This is a genomic window from Alkalibacterium sp. m-11, from assembly GCF_054658155.1.
This window is the reverse complement of record NZ_BAAGIR010000045.1, coordinates 1-15,898: the sequence shown is the minus strand read 5'-3', so window position 1 is coordinate 15,898 and position 15,898 is coordinate 1. Positions and strand designations below refer to the sequence as shown.

Genomic DNA, 15,898 nt, shown 5'->3' with positions numbered 1-15,898 from the left:
TACCGACTTCATTTAAAGAAATTTTAGCTGGAAGTGAGTCCAATCCGTCACACATCACTGTTTGATTTAGTTGATTAACCTTAAGCCGATAGGCTTTCCAAGGTTTGATCAGGGTGCGAAACTTGAGATCTATACTTACTGGACCTTGTTTCAACAAAAGTAACAGGGTGTTTCTAGGGGGAAACATCTCGTTACTTTTAAAAAAAACATAAAATAGTATAGTTGATTTAAAGGAGGCATAGAATACTAATAACTTCTCTGTGAATTTAACCGTAGAGATAAAAAAATAGTGGAGGTTAGAGAAATGAAGAAAAAAATACTTGGGTTATTACTGATAGTTGCTCTTATACTAATAAGCTCATTGGTTGGAACAAGTAATGTACACGCAGAAGAAAATATTGCACACAATTTAACTGTATAGGACTACAAGGATTTCTTATTAGAAAATGACCTTGAAGTCTATAAAGAGTTTAATGAGTTAAGTGAAGAAGAACAAAAAGAATTTGTAAAAATTATAAGTGATCCAGAAACTTATATGAATGATGAAAATTGGGAGATTGTTGAAGGGGTTGAGCAATATAGTAATGAGCTCAGTACTAATACTTATTCTCTTTTGAGCAATACTAGGACATATAGTAGGTACAGAGATTATAATATGACTATACTGGGTATTACAGTCACAGGATAAAGGATATCCCTGAGATGCGAAGTAGTTGAAAGTAGAGTAAATAGAATACTGTCTCGCTCTGCAACAGTAGAGAGAAGATTAAACCCAATGGTTCAAACTGGACAAACGAGTTTAAATGCGTATGTGTCAAATAATAGAGCAAATGCGGAAGCTAGTTTTCATTATAGTATAGGACCAATTAAAGGTTTATCACAACAAATTGGAACGCTAAGAGGACACATTGCATATAACGAAAATGGATCATTGATGAGAAATGCTTGGAGAAGGGATTAGCTATGAAGAGAACGCATAAAATTATATACGGGATAGCTATCATTATTATTTTTTTGATGCTTGTAGGTTTGATACAGTGGTTTGTTCCAAATTTGTTTTGATTTCCTAATAATATAAGTTTTATTTTTAGACAATATATGAAGGAAAGACCCAATAGGATCTACATAAAAGGAAGTTCTCTTTATGAGGCTTCTTTTTTTGACATATGGGAAAATATACTAGAAGTAAGGGAACTATTATTCGTCGGCTACGTTTTTAGAAGATTAAATGAGATTAGATAATGCATAAAAGAGAATGAAGCGGTAAACTAAACTTACTTCAACACATCTTTTTCAAGTATAAATATATAGATGCCCCGACGGAACTGGTTAGAACTATGGATCCAGTGATAGCGACAGCCGATACGTCTGTCACCTTTGACTTTGAAGAGGAGCCTGACGATTATTCGATCCGGATCTGGGAAGATGAAACGACCACCACCGGATCGTCGTCGGACATTGATTTGTCCGCTCAAGGGGAAGTCGTTTACGAAGTCCAGGCAGAGTGGGAACAGGGAGAAGCAAGTTATGCATTTTCACTGATCTTGGAGTAGAACAGAAAGAGGATAAAGCGTATAATATATGATGTGAGAATCGGAACTGGACCTTCGGTAAAGACGAAGGTCTGGTTTTTTGCGTCAGTTTACATTAAACTGTTCCAGTTGGGCTTTTTTATCATACAGTGAAGTATAATTTTTTAAAGTTCTGCCGGATTACATTATAGAATCAATAGATAAGGAGATCGTTAAGCAATGACATATGCACTTGAAATAGAAGGCTTGAAGAAGGTCTATGCAGGAGGCGTGGAAGCTCTGCGCGGCATTGATCTGACTGTTGAAGAAGGAGATTTTTATGCCCTTCTTGGACCGAATGGAGCCGGGAAATCTACGACGATCGGTATCGTCACGTCTTTAGTGAATAAGACTTCAGGAAAAGTAAAAGTCTTTGATTATGATCTGGACACGCAGCTGATGCAGGTCAAAAGACAGATCGGGCTGGTTCCTCAGGAATTCAACTTCAATCCGTTTGAAACCGTCCAGCAGATTGTCGTGAATCAAGCCGGTTACTACGGGGTTTCCCGTAAAGAGGCCCTTGAGCGAAGTGAGAAGTATCTTAAGCAGTCTGATCTCTGGGAAAAGAGAGACGTCCGTGCTCGTATGCTGTCCGGGGGAATGAAACGACGTCTGATGATCGCCCGTGCTTTGATGCATGAGCCGAAACTGCTGATTCTGGATGAGCCGACTGCCGGTGTGGATATAGAGCTGCGCCGCGAGATGTGGACCTTCCTGAAAGAATTGAATGCCAAAGGGACTACCATTATCCTGACCACCCACTATCTGGAAGAAGCGGAAATGCTCTGCCGCAATATCGGGATCATTCAAAAAGGGGAACTGATTGAAAATACGAGCATGAAGTCTCTTCTGGCGAAACTTCAATTTGAAACCTTTATTCTGGATCTCGATTCATCAGACAGACAGCCAGTCATTACTGGTTTCGACTTTGAAATGATCGAAGATTCGACATTGGCAGTAGAAGTTGCCCGGGACCAGGGCATCAACGAGGTGTTCAGTCAGCTGACCGAACAGGGGATCAAAGTTCTGTCCATGAGAAACAAATCGAATCGTCTAGAAGAACTCTTCCTGAAAATTACGGAAGAAAAACACGTAGTGGAGGATGCACATGTTTAGTCTTTATTTTACAGCGTTAAAAAGTCTGGCGGTCAAGGAGACGAACCGCTACCTTAGAATTTGGATCCAGACCTTGGTTCCACCAGTCATCACGACTTCTTTGTATTTCGTTATTTTCGGAAATCTGATCGGTGGACGAATTGGTGAAATGGAAGGTTTCTCCTATATGGAGTTCATCGTTCCCGGACTGATCATGATGTCGGTCATTACGAGTTCCTATTCAAATGTCTCGTCGTCCTTCTTTTCTCAAAAATTTCAGAAGAATATTGAAGAACTTTTAATTGCACCTGTTCCGACGCATATCATTATGTGGGGATTTGTTATAGGGGGGCTGGGAAGAAGTATTCTTGTAGGAGCACTTGTCACGATCATTTCTCTGTTCTTCGTGCCGCTGCAAGTCTACTCCTGGAGTGTAGTCATTCTGACCCTTCTAATGACATCTATTCTCTTTTCACTGGCTGGACTTCTGAACGGGATCTTCGCACAGTCCTTTGATGATGTGTCGATAGTTCCGACATTCGTCTTACAGCCGCTGACTTATCTGGGAGGGGTATTCTATGCGATTTCGATGCTGCCGCCATTCTGGCAAGCCGTTTCCCGCGTGAACCCGATCGTCTACATGATTTCTGGTTTCCGCTTCGGCTTCCTAGGTGTCATCGATGTACCAATCGTTTTCTCTGTCCTCATTCTGATCCTGTTCATCATCGTTCTATACTCGATCGACTGGTATCTGATTGAAAAAGGCCGAGGACTTCGAAGTTAATTATAATCTTACTATTCAGGAAGACATTGCCATAAAAAAATCAAACTCTAGCCTGTCGTAATTAGTTTATTCAACTGATTCCGACAGGTTTTTTATATAGGAGTAAAAATATTTTTTAGTCGTTCCAGGTTTTAGTGTGACAGCTCAATAATAGTACTGTCTGTGTTTCTATAAATATTGCTTACAAAAAATAAGATAAAAGGCTTGCTTTTTAATCAGTTGACATGTAAACTGATGGTATAGAAAGGAATGATACCGGTGAAACGAAATACGTTAGCGTCACTGATCTGGGTTCGCATCACACGATTCACACATCAAAGTGCACTGCTGTCCAACGACTTTCTGAAACGCTTCGACATCACGGCCGCTCAGTTCGATGTACTGAATCAGATTGGCACCTATCAGCCTTTGTCCCAAAGTGAACTGGCCGAGAAGATTACGATTTCAGCCGGTGGCATTTCGAGGATGCTGAGTAGACTGGAGCGGGACGGATATATCCAGCGGACCAGTGAATGGAAGACAAAGTGGATCAGCCTGACTGATAAAGGCGAAGCGAAACTGGAAAGTGTGTTCGAACACCAGCTGGCATTTCAGACATCGCTGATGGAGGACTGCCTGTCCAGAGAAGAACAGAAGACTTTATATAAATTGATGACGAAAGTCCAACGACACACAGAAAAAGAACTGGGCCAGTAGTGCCCGATTTTTTTACTTGATCAATTGACTAGTCAAATAAAGATTACAGGAGGGAAACACATGTCAACAATTTTAGGACATCACCATATTTCCATGCTGGTGAAGAATGCAAAAGAGACGGATCATTTTTACAAAAATATCTTGGGACTGCGCCGGGTAAAAGTTACCGTCAATCAAGACGACCCGACCATGTATCACTTATTTTACGGAGACAAGACTGGGAGTCCGGGAACAGGCCTTACTTTCTTTGAAATGCCGAAAATTGGGCGTACGCACAGGGGAACGAATGCCATTACCCGCATAGGTTTGATGGTGCCGACAGAAGAAAGTCTGAATTACTGGAAAGCGCGCTTTGAGGAGCTGGACGTATACCACGGCAGTATTACAACTTACGCCAGACGTCAGGGCATTAAATTTGAAGATCCGTATGGCCTGCAGCTTGTTTTACTCGTAGCGAACGGTGAAGAAATGTCTCACTGGCAAAGCTACCCTCAGTCAGAGGTGCCTGAAGATCATCAGATCCGAGGCATGGGACCGATCGAAATAACGGTACGAGACAGTGAAAAATTTGCCCACACACTGACTGAACTGATGGGTTATTCTCCCATTTATCAGGAACACACTGACACGCTTTATCAGACCCAAAAGGGAGACAGTTATGGAGAAATTCTGGTCAAGCACTTAGAAGGGCCTGATGAACGCCCTGGAAGAGGAAGCATTCACCATCTGGCCATTCGAGTCAGTGAAGAATCCGAGCTGAACTATTGGGATGATTTGGCGAAAACTAACCATTTTGCCTCGTCCGGTCTGGTTGACCGCTATTACTTCCAGAGTCTCTATTTCAGGGAGTCCAACGGTATCCTGTTTGAAATTGCGACAGATAAACCGGGATTCACAGTGGATCAGAGCAGTGATGAATTAGGTGAGCGCCTCGTTCTCCCGCCATTTTTGGAAGACAGACGCGAGGAAATTGAAAGCAACTTGACCCCGTTAGATTAGATTAAATTAAATTAAAAATTAACTACGGAATAGAAAAGGAGATAAAAAAACATGACAGAAAAACTAAACATCGGTATTATTTTAGGTAGTACACGAAATGGACGAGTCAGCCCACAGGTGGGTAACTGGGTTAAAGAAATCGCAGATGAACGTGGCGATGCAAATTATGAGATCGTAGATATTCTTGATTATCAGCTCCCGTTTCTGGGAACTACCGACGGAACTGAGCCGGGAATCGCTGCTTGGCAGAAGAAAATTAGTGAACTGGATGGCTATGTCTTTATCGTTCAGGAATACAATCACAGCTTCTCTGGCGTACTGAAAAATGCGATAGACCACTTGAGAGAGGAATGGCACGATAAAGCGGCAGGGATAGTCAGTTATGGATCGACTGGTGGCGCACGAGCATCAGAGCACTTGCGTGGCGTCATGGCTGAATTGAAAATTGCTGATGTTCGGGTTCACCCGACCCTATCTCTGTTTACGGACTTCGAGAACTTTACAACATTTAAACCAGCTGAACTTCATCTGAGCAACGTGCATGCCATGCTTGATCAGGTCAATGCATGGAGCGGTGCTTTAAAACCATTGAGAGTGAAAGAAGACACAGAAGAAAAATAAATTAATGAAGAAGCAGGTCAGATTATATTCGCTGATCTGCTTTTTTCTGTTTAGCTAATATAAGTTGCTAAGGTGAGAGTAGTGTCCTATTAAACATCAGCCAGAATAAATAACAGAGGTGACACGAAGAAGGGGCAAAATATTATAAAGTTTTTACATTTGAAACTTTATAATGTTTTGAACATGATACCCATAATGAAGATTTTATTTGTGTTCGCTATTCCTGAAGTTCAGATTCCGCTATGATTAAATACTACGTGCATTAAGTTGGACGTTTTGCATTATATAGTAGGCATTGGGGGATGCCGCTTAGACATTATTTAAGGAGAGAGCTGAACATGAGAATTGACTTCAGAAAGATTGGGATGGGTCTGGGGCCCCTCCTGTTTGCAATCATAAACTTTATACCCGCCCTGACAGGACTGGATGCCAGTCCGAGGGCAGTTCTGGCAGTTACCACATGGGTAGCAACCTGGTGGATTACGGAAGCCTTGCCGATTCCGGCCACGTCACTGCTTCCAATTTTCCTTCTGCCTTTAGCCGGAGGAACAGATCAGGCCACTGCAACAATGGCATATGGAAACCCCATCGTCTTTATGTATATGGGTGGATTTACAATTGCTTTAGGGATTGAGAAATGGAACCTGCATAAGCGGATCGCAATGACTATCATTGCTTTACTGGGTACAAGTAGCAGTCGGATCACCATGGGTGTCGGGCTAGCTACGGCATTTCTGTCGATGTGGATTTCGAATGCCGCAACGGCCTTGATGATGCTGCCGATCGCTCTGGCATTGATCAAGGAAATCAAAGATAACGCGTTTCTCAAAGAAGACTCGTTTCAGAAGTTTGCCAAAGGTCTGCTGCTGACTGTCGCTTATTCTGCATCGATCGGCGGTCTAGCAACAATTGTCGGATCGGTACCGAATGCAACCTTTGTAGCAGTTGCCTCTAATATGCTCGGCCAGGAAATCACCTTCGCCGACTGGTTCACGTTTGGGATTATCGTGACAGTGATTTTGCTAGTCGTACTATACATTTATATTACTAAAATCAAATTTAAAGTGACGGATGAAGGGGATATTTCTTCCGAATTTGCCAGAGAGCAGTTGAAAGAATTAGGACCGATGTCGACTGAAGAAAAATTTGTCCTGACGATTTTTTCACTGACTGGCCTGCTATGGATTTTTGGTGGCTTTCTACCGTTTGAATTGTCAGACACAACTATTTCGATGCTTGGGGCCACAACCTTGTTCGTCATTCCTAATACAAAGGGTGGCAGGCTCCTGAACTGGTTTGACATGAAGGGCTTGTCATGGGGACTGCTTCTATTATTCGGTGGTGGTTTGTCACTCGCCGCAGCTTTTGAGTCATCCGGCCTGACTGTCTGGTTCGGAGATATCTTGTCGAACCTGGACCGCTTCAACTATCTATTGATTCTGATCATTCTAACCGCCACCGTTCTCTTCATGACTGAGATCATGTCGAACACAGCGGTATCCAATATGCTGATGCCGATCAGTGTCGGGCTTGCTGCCGGAATAGGCGTAGAACCTTATGGGATCATGGCGGTCGTCGCTCTGGCATCATCCTGCGCATTTATGCTGCCAATCTCCACACCGCCGAATGCAGCAGTGTTTGGTGCAGATATCCTGGATATCGAAGACATGATGAAAGCCGGATTCTGGATGAATATGGCCGGACTCATTGTCATCGTCTTTGCCGTCTATGTTCTTCAGCCGATATTTTTAAGTTATTAGTTCCGATTGAAATTCTAAGTAATACGTGTCAAATTAGATATGCCGTGGGGTCAAGGAGAAATCAGCTTTGATTCAGCGGCTTTTTTAATGGAATTATGATTCATTACTTATTTAAAAGAAAGCAGTAAAAAACCATCTATAGTAGACGGCTTTTTACTGCTTTTATCGTGTCAGAACCTTAGTTGTGTTCAGCTAGGTAAACGAAAGAGTGCAGTCTAAATCATTTACTTGGTCAATAGAGGCATGCGAGACATAGATTCCAGTGTCTTCATCGACTCATAGACGGTATGAGGTGTAGCATCTGGGACCGCTAGAGTAAAAGTTTCCTTATCTGATGCAGCAAAACAGGCAATCTGCCACATTTTTTCTTCTAAGTCTTCATGAACACCGAACGCTGACAGGGTATGAGGGAACCCGTTCTCTTCATAGAAGGATTGGAGGTTGTTAACCTCGTCTATATTACCAGCGGCAGCCAGTTGAACGAGTATTCCGTAAGCCACTTTTACTCCATGTTCATACACATGTGTTTCACGGACAAGCGACATACCGTTGTGAACAGCATGAGCTCCTGCCATTCGTCCATATTCCCCGGCAAAGCCTCCGACCGTACCAGCGATAGCAACAACAGCTTCGACAACGCGGGTAAAAGCAGGAGTTATCTTACCTCGGTCCATGCTTTCTAGAGCTTCTTGACTATCTTTAAGGAGAACTTCTCTCGTAACTTTTGCTGTCTGGAGGCCTACTGAAACCATTACAGGCAGGTCACCAGTCATATTGCTTGTGATGCCTTCAGCCTCGTACCATTTAGCCAGCGTATCTCCGATTCCTCCCTGCAAATATTTTTTTGGTGATTCGACCAAAAGAGAGAGATCCATCAGACAGAGAAAGGCTGACTGTGTATAATAATCGACAGTTTTGAACGTATGATCCGGATGATATACAGCTGATAAAGGGGTATAAGCAGCACAAGTACCCAGAACAGTAGGAATCATGATCGATGCTTTGCCAAGCAGCTCGGCAGTGCCTTTAGCTGTATCTAGAACGCGGCCCCCACCGATACCTATGACACAATCTGCATGAGGGGCAAGACTGGCTAGTCGCTTCACATCTTCATTGGATGCAGAGCCATCATATCTCAGGACCTCAAACGACGACTCACCGTTATAGTGCTTGAGAAAGGCATCATAAGACTTTTTACCGGTAATGACAACCGGGGAATCGAATCTTTCGAGTTTCTGGTCTAAATACGACAGGGCATGTGCCTCGCAAATATACTGGTCTGGTCCGCTTCTAACTGTTTGGCTAAGTTTCATATTTTCTCCTACTTTCTATAAAGTGTGTCCCTTCAAAAATGAATTGTATATGTGCTTCGTCAGGCCTGCACGGGTTCGCCGGCTGAAGCTTTAGATACATTAAGTTCTTTACTGTCTTTACGTCTGCAGAGGCTGGCATAAATCGTTCCAAATAGAGTATGAACAATAGCTCCTGCAGCTGCGGCTAATGCAGTGACTGGGCTGAAGTGCGCCAATCCTAAGCTTGCGGCCAGACCAGTATTCTGTATGCCTACTTCGATAGCAATAGATCGGGTAGTAGCTTTTCCTCGTTTCAATAAGCCGCAAACCAGGGAACTAATGCCGTATCCGCTCATGTTGTGTAACCAGACGACTAGGAAAATGACTGGACCTGTACTTAATAAGTTGGATTGGTTCACCGCAACTGTTGCCCCTAAAACTAGAAGGACTGCAAGAGATGACAGTGTAGGTAGGACAGCTTCTGCTTTCTGAGTTTTATTTCCTAAAAACAGGCTAATCAGCAAGCCCGTTACGACAGGGACCAAAACAACCTGCACGATAGATAAGAACATCGTCCAGAAATCTACATTCAGATATGCGCCACCATACAAAGACAACATGACGGGTGTCAAGAAAGGGGCAATCAGTGTCGAAACAGATGTTGCACTTATTGATAAAGGAAGGTCTCCGTTAGCCAGATAAGCGATGACATTGGAAGATGTTCCGCCAGGGACACAACCAACCAAGATCAGACCAAGTGCCACTTCGGAGGGTAACTGGAATAGTTGTGATAACGCAAAGGCTGAAAGAGGCATGAACAAGTATTGTGCCAAAACAACGATGAAAACTTGCCATGGTTTCTTCATTACTTCACTGAAGTCAGCTGGCTTCATTGTCAGTCCCATAGTAAACATGATAAACTGCAGAATATTTGTTGAGAACCCTGCTGCCCATAAGAAACTAGAGGGCAGAGCGAGAGAGATAATAGCTACACCTACAACAATGAAAGATAAGTACTGAGTAAACGTCTGATTAACCTTTTTAAAGACTTGCATGAAATCATTCCCCTTTTCTAAGTAGATAATAAATTAACGAACGGTCGACACGGGTAGATTCTCCTTCCTGAAAAAATTGTCAAACAGCCAACTGGAATAGAAAAAGGCCTCCCATTCTATAAACAAAGAATGGGAGGCCTAAGTCCCATTCATAAACAACCATGAATAGGACTTGAACAGCTGTAAGAAAAATACAGTGTTAAGCCCTGAACCTAATAATGATAATTAAACTTGAGTAAGATTGTCTAGTCATGAGTTTGTCCTTCCTTAAAGCGAAATTACTGTTTGATAAGTGATTAGGTTAAATAATAAAGAGAAACAAATGAGAAAACAAGCACAAAATCTAATCTTTTGTTAAATTTAGTCAAATAGTTACTGAAAGCGTTTTATAGGGGTTTAGAGTGTAATATTTTAATGTCAGACTTAGTAATGCTTTAAAACATTCCGGTCTATAGCATTATTAGAACAGAGGTCTCCTAACCTGTTGCATTGCTACCCTGAGGTCAAAAGGAATCGGTTCATCGTTGACTCTTACTTGAATAGTATCGTGTTCTTCACCCGTCGTTAAGTAGTAGGTAAACTGATTAATTATCACCCCATCTGTTTCAGTTTCAGTCAAATGAATGACCAAAGTACTATCTTCTGATTCAGTATGTGCTTCTACTTCTCCACTGGAGTGGAAGACGATATATGATCCATTGTCACCATCATTAAAGGAAACAAGTCTTAAATCTGCAGGACTTAATTGGAAAACAGCGTTGGGAAAGTCGTTCAGCAGTCCATGGATTTCCTCAGGGACAGAGTCTACTTCTTTAACGTAATTCCGAAAGAAGTCTCCCACTTCTAAGCGTATGGGTGCGAAGCACCAGTGAAAGTGGGAGATGAATTTCGGTCAAGCGATAGCTTGAAGTGGTTAATGTCATTCTCATTTGGTATACTTTATATATAGACGATAACCAAGTCTATATAGGCGACAACCAAGCCTACTGAGTATTCCTTGGCGTTAGCCAAGTAAAAGAAAACCTATGAGGCAGGGACTGCCTTTTGAGCCTACCCATATCCGATTCCTCTGTCTGCATGAAACCTGTGCAGACAAGAATGGAGTTCGTAGGAAGCCCCCACTTCAAAATCCGGAGGATTTAAGTGGTGGGTAGTTCACTGCCTGATTCAGGTGTCCCGCAGGAAGCTAAAACTAAGGTGAGGAAGGAAGTTAATAATATTTTTTTCAATTCAGTCACGCTCTCTTTCAATAATGTTGTAATATTAGTGAAAATTATCAATTGAATAAGTGGAGTATATCATACTAAGTACCTTAATAGATGAAAGTATAAAGGTATGTGTAAAGTTAATCTCGGAAATTTATTCTAGAAATCTGAAACGCTGTTTTTATTTTTTCTCTTTCTCAATCGCTTTATCGCTCTTTGAGCTCCCAAAACGATTGAGAAAGAGGGTTCTAACTAAACATTTTTTGCAATTGTCCTATAGGACTTGATGAAGAGCTGTAATTAGCTATACTCCCAATTTTTACACCGATTGATGGTTTTGTCTTGCTCTTCTTCAAAGCTGCTCGTACAGCGCCTTTGAACTCCGGTCGGAGTTCCGTTAATAGTTCGGGAAGCTTTTCGGTTAGCGCTCGGAGAAACGTTCCATTCTTTCGTGCAGAAATGATCGCTGCGACATTTCCAGCACCTTTAGCTGAAAACCCTCGGCCTTGCCGTTTCATGCGATAACTATAAGGGCGATGATTACTCTCACATACACCTAGTCCTCTGTTTACAGGTAAGTTTCTCATTTTTAAGGGTTTAAGACTGTCCCAATTTCTATATAGGTAGGCTTTTAATCTTGAAAGTTCTTCTTTATATTCCGTTGCTTTTTCATCGTTGCCTTTGACTCGACTCTCAGTCGTCGCTATAATCGCTTCAACCAGATCCAGATTGTATGTACGCACAGCTTTCCTCATCTTTTCTTCCATTTTTTTATCAAAATACATCCGTTGTTTGATTTTTTCATTGACATGATAGGCATCTCTAAAATGCTCATGACGCTGGCATTTTCCGATAATTCGATAGAATTTATCTTTATCGTAACCACTACCTCCATCACTGTTAGAGATGACAATCGTTTCCCGTAAGTCATAGATTGATTCCAGCCATAGACTTGCGCGTTTAAATGCTTCAGAACTCGATATAGTGCTCTCGAACATTCTCGAATTAATTAAAACAGGCCTTTTCTGTTTTCCTTTATACTCAACACCTTCATGGAACTGAACACGATGAATTTCAGGACGTTTCTTTTCTTTACCTTTAGTGAGCATTAAACCATCACCTTCGATAAACAGTACTGGCGTCTTTGTCTTGTCCTTTTAAGCCGTTTCGTCTTGAAGAGGGGCCGTATCCGTCCAATCTTGAATAGTTGTACCTATTTTTTGAGTCATCTTATGTATAGTCGTATGGCTCAATGAAAACGGCGTAAGCAGATTAATCGCTTCTTCGGCTTTGCGATAAGTTCCATCAGAAGCTATTTGAGCTGCTTTCATTTCGACAAGAGGAGAGTGACGTTTACGTGGCTCTAGGCCGATAGCTTGATCAAAAGGAATGACACTTTTTTCGCCTTCTTTTCGCATACGATGTCTTGCAATCTCTACAGGACCAACGGTCATGTGAAGTGTACGCTTAGGTACACTATCAATTTCATATCCCTGCTCTTTATATTTCGGAAGCAGTTCTAAATCAATCTGTTTAAAGGCTGCGTTAAGCAATTGTTGATTCACCTGTTGTAAAAGTTTTTCTAGGGCTAATTCTCCTTCTAATAATGTGGAAGAATCCTTTATCGTTTCGATGATTTCTGTTATAATTTCATTCATAAGAAGACCTCTTTCTCTAGCGTTGTCGTTATCTCTAGATTAAGGGTCTTCTTTCTTTTTGTCTAGGTCGGATTTTCCCTCTTCCGACATTTATTTTACACATAGATAAAGGCTTGGAACGACCTTTTTCATCTATATAATAGATATTACGGAAGACAACTATGATACTATGACTATAATAAAGCAGCTAATACTTGGAAGGATGGGTCGCAGAGTCTTATCCTGCTCAAACAGAAATGGGGCAATTAGATGTGTTTGAAAGTTCAGTTCCTGAAGGAGCCCACTTTTTGAATCAGAAGCTTTGCATAGCGCATTATCAGAAGAAAGTTTTGAAACGGAATCATTGTCCTTACGTTCGATCATATACGATGATGTTGAAGGGCTGTGGAGTATTGAGCTGATAGATATTCGCAGCTATGAAGATTACGTGATTCAAGTAGATGATGAAGAAAATTAGTGTCAGCAAACATGGATGAATAACTGTCCAGAGTCAGGAGCGTAAATATATGAAAAAAATCGTATTAACCGGTGGAGCAAATGGAATTGGAAGGGCAATTGTCGAGCGTTTGATTAATGAGGCTGAGCTTTTCGTCATCGATCAGGACGAAAAAGCAGGAAAAGCACTTGAAAGTAAATCGTCCTCAAAGAACCTGCACATGTATTATGGAAGTTTGGCTGACAAGTCACAGCTAAAGGGGTTCATCCAGTTCATTAGGGACCGAACCGATACCATTGACGGGCTCATTCATAATGCGGCAATAAACAAAGGAGGACTTGTTTCTAAAGCAAGCTATGAGGACTTCATGGATGTTTTGAAAGTCAATGTCGGGTCGGCCTATTTCCTGACTCAGCATTTAGCCGAATTATTTTCCGATAAAGCAAGTATCATTCTCATGTCGTCTACGCGCAATAGACAAAGCATGGCAGACAATGAAAGTTACAGCAGTTCAAAAGGGGCGCTGCTCTCTCTGACTCATGCGATGGCCAACAGTCTAGGAAAAAAGGCTCGAGTCAATACAATCAGTCCCGGATGGATTGATACGAGTGCTTTTCAACATTCAGAGGAAGAAGTTGAACTGACTGATCAGGATGCTAGCCAGCATTTAGTCGGCAGAGTTGGACAGCCGGAAGATATCGTGCAGATGGTTCGCTTTCTATTGAATGATAAGCAGTCCGGATTCATTACCGGACAGGAATTCATCATTGACGGGGGAATGTCCAGGCAGATGATTTACCATGAGGAACATGGCTGGCGATATGAGGAGGACTGACATGACTAATAAATGGCTCGTATCAATCCTGATGTCAGCACTGTTGATACTCGCGGGATGCACCGATACTGAGAATGACGATCTCACAGATAGTGAGGAGACAGAAACGACCGGAAATATAGATACTCAGGACAGTGGCAGCACAAATGACGAGATTCTCGAGCCGCCGGCACTCACGGTTGTGGCAGGTGACGAGTCGGTCGACGCAGTAGTTGGAACGTATAGCTGGAGCATCGACAATGAAGAAGGTACTATGACGGCTATAGAAGCCGAATCTGCTGCTCCGCCGGAACTGGTCGGTAATATGACAGCACTTGAAGTTACTGGAGACACCTCGATCGAATTGGATTTTGAAATTGAACCGGACAGCTATACAGTCAAAGTATGGGAAGAAGACAACACAGTAATCAGTGAATCGGAAGAGGTCCTCCTGACGAATGAAGGAACGGTCATTTATGAAGTCCTGGCTAATTGGCAGGAAGGTACTGCGAGCTATGCCTTCACGTTAAACATTGAGTAAGGAAGACGATTTTTGCGAATAATTTACTGGAAGATTAGGTTTTTATCCGGCTTAATTCGTCGAGTCTTACAAACGATAGAAAAAGGAGGTCTAAATGGATGGATCATAATAATAAAAATACAGATGAACATATCGAAGAAAATAGTGAAAATGAGACAGATGATAATATTAGTGCGGGTATTGGTGTAGGAATTGCTTTAGGTGCCGCATTTGGTCTTATGTTTGATAATTTGGCTCTGGGAATGGGTCTAGGAATAGCCATCGGTGCAGCAATAGGAACAGCGGTGCCTGCGTCTAAGAAATCTAAAAAGAAATGATGACCTCTTATACAGTGACAGAATACTAAGGATTCATTAAAGTTAAATAGGCTATCAAAAAAAACGGATTAAGGTCAGGTTATTTACGACCATTAATCCGTTTTTTTGGTATTACTTTAGTCCAGCCATCTGAAGGCGCGTCTCAGTTCCTCTGTCCCGTTTTCTTCGTACCATTTCCCGTGAGCAAGAATGACTTTCTCAGGCTGCCATTCAAGCATGCGCCTGTAGCACGCTCTGGCCTGATCCTTCTGTCCGGCAAAAGTCATCCGCATATCGATCGGCGTTTTTCCGTCTGGATGAGCGATGCCAGCTGCTTTATAGACTGATCGCCACATTAGGCTCTCAGTGCGTTCAGGTTCAAAATTCTCGATGAGATCAGTTAAAATTAGCGTTCGGCTTTCTTTATGAAAAAAGACGACTTCCTCAAGTGCCCGGCTGCCTTTGAAAATCAGCTGGTCAATGTCTGCAGACCAGTCAGATGGAGCAGAGTCTTCCAGAGCGTACTCAAAAGCTACAGGAATATTCTGCGATGCTGCCCGATCATCGACCCCGGGACTTGCCCACGTCTTAGCTTCAGGATAGCGGGCCTTCCAGTCCGCAATGTAGGCATAATGGATCTTGTTCGGCGAAACGAGATGTCCGACTTTTCCTAGTGCATCGATTTCTTTAAACATACTTTCATCAGGCGCAACTGGCGAATGAATCCATAGCGTGCCGTCATCCAATTTTACTATGGTCATGCGTGTGGAGAAAGGGACCTTAAGTACGGATACGCTCATCTTGATAAGTCCGGCGTCCACGACCCAGATGTTATCGTCAACTTTCTTCAGTGTGTTCAATGGTTCGTATAGAGGGATCGACATGATGGAGTCCTCCTTTTGGTTACAGTGTATCATTAAGCGCTCAATATTACAGTGTCTCATTACATTTTGTATGTGTCAAGACTTTGGCGGAAACTTTTTTTCTAGAGATGGTAACTCTTCAATTTTAATATTAAAATGGCTCATTCTGTGTGTTTCATTACCCAAACATTTTCTTCAGTTGTCCCATTGGA

General features: G+C 42.2%; 15 protein-coding genes and 1 pseudogene. 11 read left to right on the top strand and 5 right to left on the bottom strand.

The features are described from left to right. Positions 1-1,337 precede the first annotated feature (1,337 nt). The 7 genes from ACYQ2O_RS06435 to ACYQ2O_RS06405 all read left to right on the top strand — a co-directional run bounded on the left by ACYQ2O_RS06435 (position 1,338) and on the right by ACYQ2O_RS06405 (position 7,526). Positions 1,338-1,553, top strand: a complete 216-nt coding sequence (locus ACYQ2O_RS06435) for a hypothetical protein (protein ID WP_459796241.1) — start codon at positions 1,338-1,340, stop codon at positions 1,551-1,553. Between the two features lie 198 nt (positions 1,554-1,751). After that, complete coding sequence (locus ACYQ2O_RS06430) at positions 1,752-2,687, top strand: ABC transporter ATP-binding protein (protein WP_459796240.1); 936 nt, start codon at positions 1,752-1,754, stop codon at positions 2,685-2,687. Further along, entirely contained in the window at positions 2,680-3,450 is a 771-nt protein-coding gene (locus ACYQ2O_RS06425) for an ABC transporter permease (RefSeq protein ID WP_459769081.1), read from the top strand. The genes ACYQ2O_RS06430 and ACYQ2O_RS06425 overlap by 8 nt, the downstream gene beginning before the upstream one ends. Before the next feature lie 258 nt (positions 3,451-3,708). Continuing rightward, positions 3,709-4,146, top strand: coding sequence for a MarR family winged helix-turn-helix transcriptional regulator (locus ACYQ2O_RS06420; RefSeq protein WP_459796239.1), 438 nt, complete (start codon positions 3,709-3,711; stop codon positions 4,144-4,146). A 60-nt stretch (positions 4,147-4,206) separates the two neighbouring features. Then, positions 4,207-5,145 (top strand): ring-cleaving dioxygenase, encoded by a 939-nt coding sequence (locus tag ACYQ2O_RS06415; RefSeq protein ID WP_459796238.1) that lies wholly within the window; start codon positions 4,207-4,209, stop codon positions 5,143-5,145. Between the two features lie 51 nt (positions 5,146-5,196). Then, positions 5,197-5,766: an NADPH-dependent FMN reductase gene (locus tag ACYQ2O_RS06410; RefSeq protein ID WP_346024320.1), complete on the top strand. Its 570-nt coding sequence runs from the start codon at positions 5,197-5,199 to the stop codon at positions 5,764-5,766. A gap of 338 nt (positions 5,767-6,104) precedes the next feature. Beyond that, on the top strand, positions 6,105-7,526 hold the full coding sequence (locus ACYQ2O_RS06405; RefSeq protein WP_459796236.1) for an SLC13 family permease: 1,422 nt from the start codon (positions 6,105-6,107) through the stop codon (positions 7,524-7,526). A 224-nt stretch (positions 7,527-7,750) separates the two neighbouring features. Here the strand turns inward: ACYQ2O_RS06405 and ACYQ2O_RS06400 are convergent, their stop codons facing one another. From ACYQ2O_RS06400 to ACYQ2O_RS06385, 4 genes and pseudogenes are all read right to left on the bottom strand, one after another. Continuing rightward, complete coding sequence (locus ACYQ2O_RS06400; protein ID WP_459796235.1) at positions 7,751-8,839, bottom strand: iron-containing alcohol dehydrogenase family protein; 1,089 nt, start codon at positions 8,837-8,839, stop codon at positions 7,751-7,753. 59 nt (positions 8,840-8,898) lie between these two features. Beyond that, positions 8,899-9,873, bottom strand: a complete 975-nt coding sequence (locus tag ACYQ2O_RS06395) for a bile acid:sodium symporter family protein (protein ID WP_346024323.1) — start codon at positions 9,871-9,873, stop codon at positions 8,899-8,901. Between the two features lie 460 nt (positions 9,874-10,333). Next, positions 10,334-10,714 carry a hypothetical protein gene (locus ACYQ2O_RS06390; protein WP_346024324.1) on the bottom strand — a complete coding sequence of 127 codons (381 nt, stop codon included), beginning with the start codon at positions 10,712-10,714 and terminating at the stop codon, positions 10,334-10,336. Between the two features lie 612 nt (positions 10,715-11,326). Then, a pseudogene (locus tag ACYQ2O_RS06385) lies at positions 11,327-12,736 on the bottom strand (ISLre2 family transposase). 301 nt (positions 12,737-13,037) lie between these two features. Between ACYQ2O_RS06385 and ACYQ2O_RS06380 the strand changes: the two are divergent. The 4 genes from ACYQ2O_RS06380 to ACYQ2O_RS06365 all read left to right on the top strand — a co-directional run bounded on the left by ACYQ2O_RS06380 (position 13,038) and on the right by ACYQ2O_RS06365 (position 14,844). Then, positions 13,038-13,193 (top strand): hypothetical protein, encoded by a 156-nt coding sequence (locus tag ACYQ2O_RS06380; protein ID WP_346024326.1) that lies wholly within the window; start codon positions 13,038-13,040, stop codon positions 13,191-13,193. Between the two features lie 49 nt (positions 13,194-13,242). Further along, a complete protein-coding gene (locus tag ACYQ2O_RS06375; RefSeq protein ID WP_346024327.1) occupies positions 13,243-14,007 on the top strand; it encodes an SDR family NAD(P)-dependent oxidoreductase in 765 nt (254 codons plus the stop codon). Between the two features lies 1 nt (position 14,008). After that, complete coding sequence (locus ACYQ2O_RS06370) at positions 14,009-14,527, top strand: hypothetical protein (protein ID WP_346024328.1); 519 nt, start codon at positions 14,009-14,011, stop codon at positions 14,525-14,527. Positions 14,528-14,625: 98 nt separating this feature from the next. Then, positions 14,626-14,844: a glycine zipper family protein gene (locus ACYQ2O_RS06365; protein WP_346024329.1), complete on the top strand. Its 219-nt coding sequence runs from the start codon at positions 14,626-14,628 to the stop codon at positions 14,842-14,844. Between the two features lie 116 nt (positions 14,845-14,960). On the opposite strand, the gene ACYQ2O_RS06360 is transcribed toward ACYQ2O_RS06365, so the two are convergent. After that, the gene (locus ACYQ2O_RS06360; RefSeq protein WP_346024330.1) at positions 14,961-15,707 is read right to left on the bottom strand and encodes a DUF4336 domain-containing protein; all 747 of its coding nucleotides are present in this window, start codon (positions 15,705-15,707) and stop codon (positions 14,961-14,963) included. Positions 15,708-15,898 lie beyond the last annotated feature (191 nt).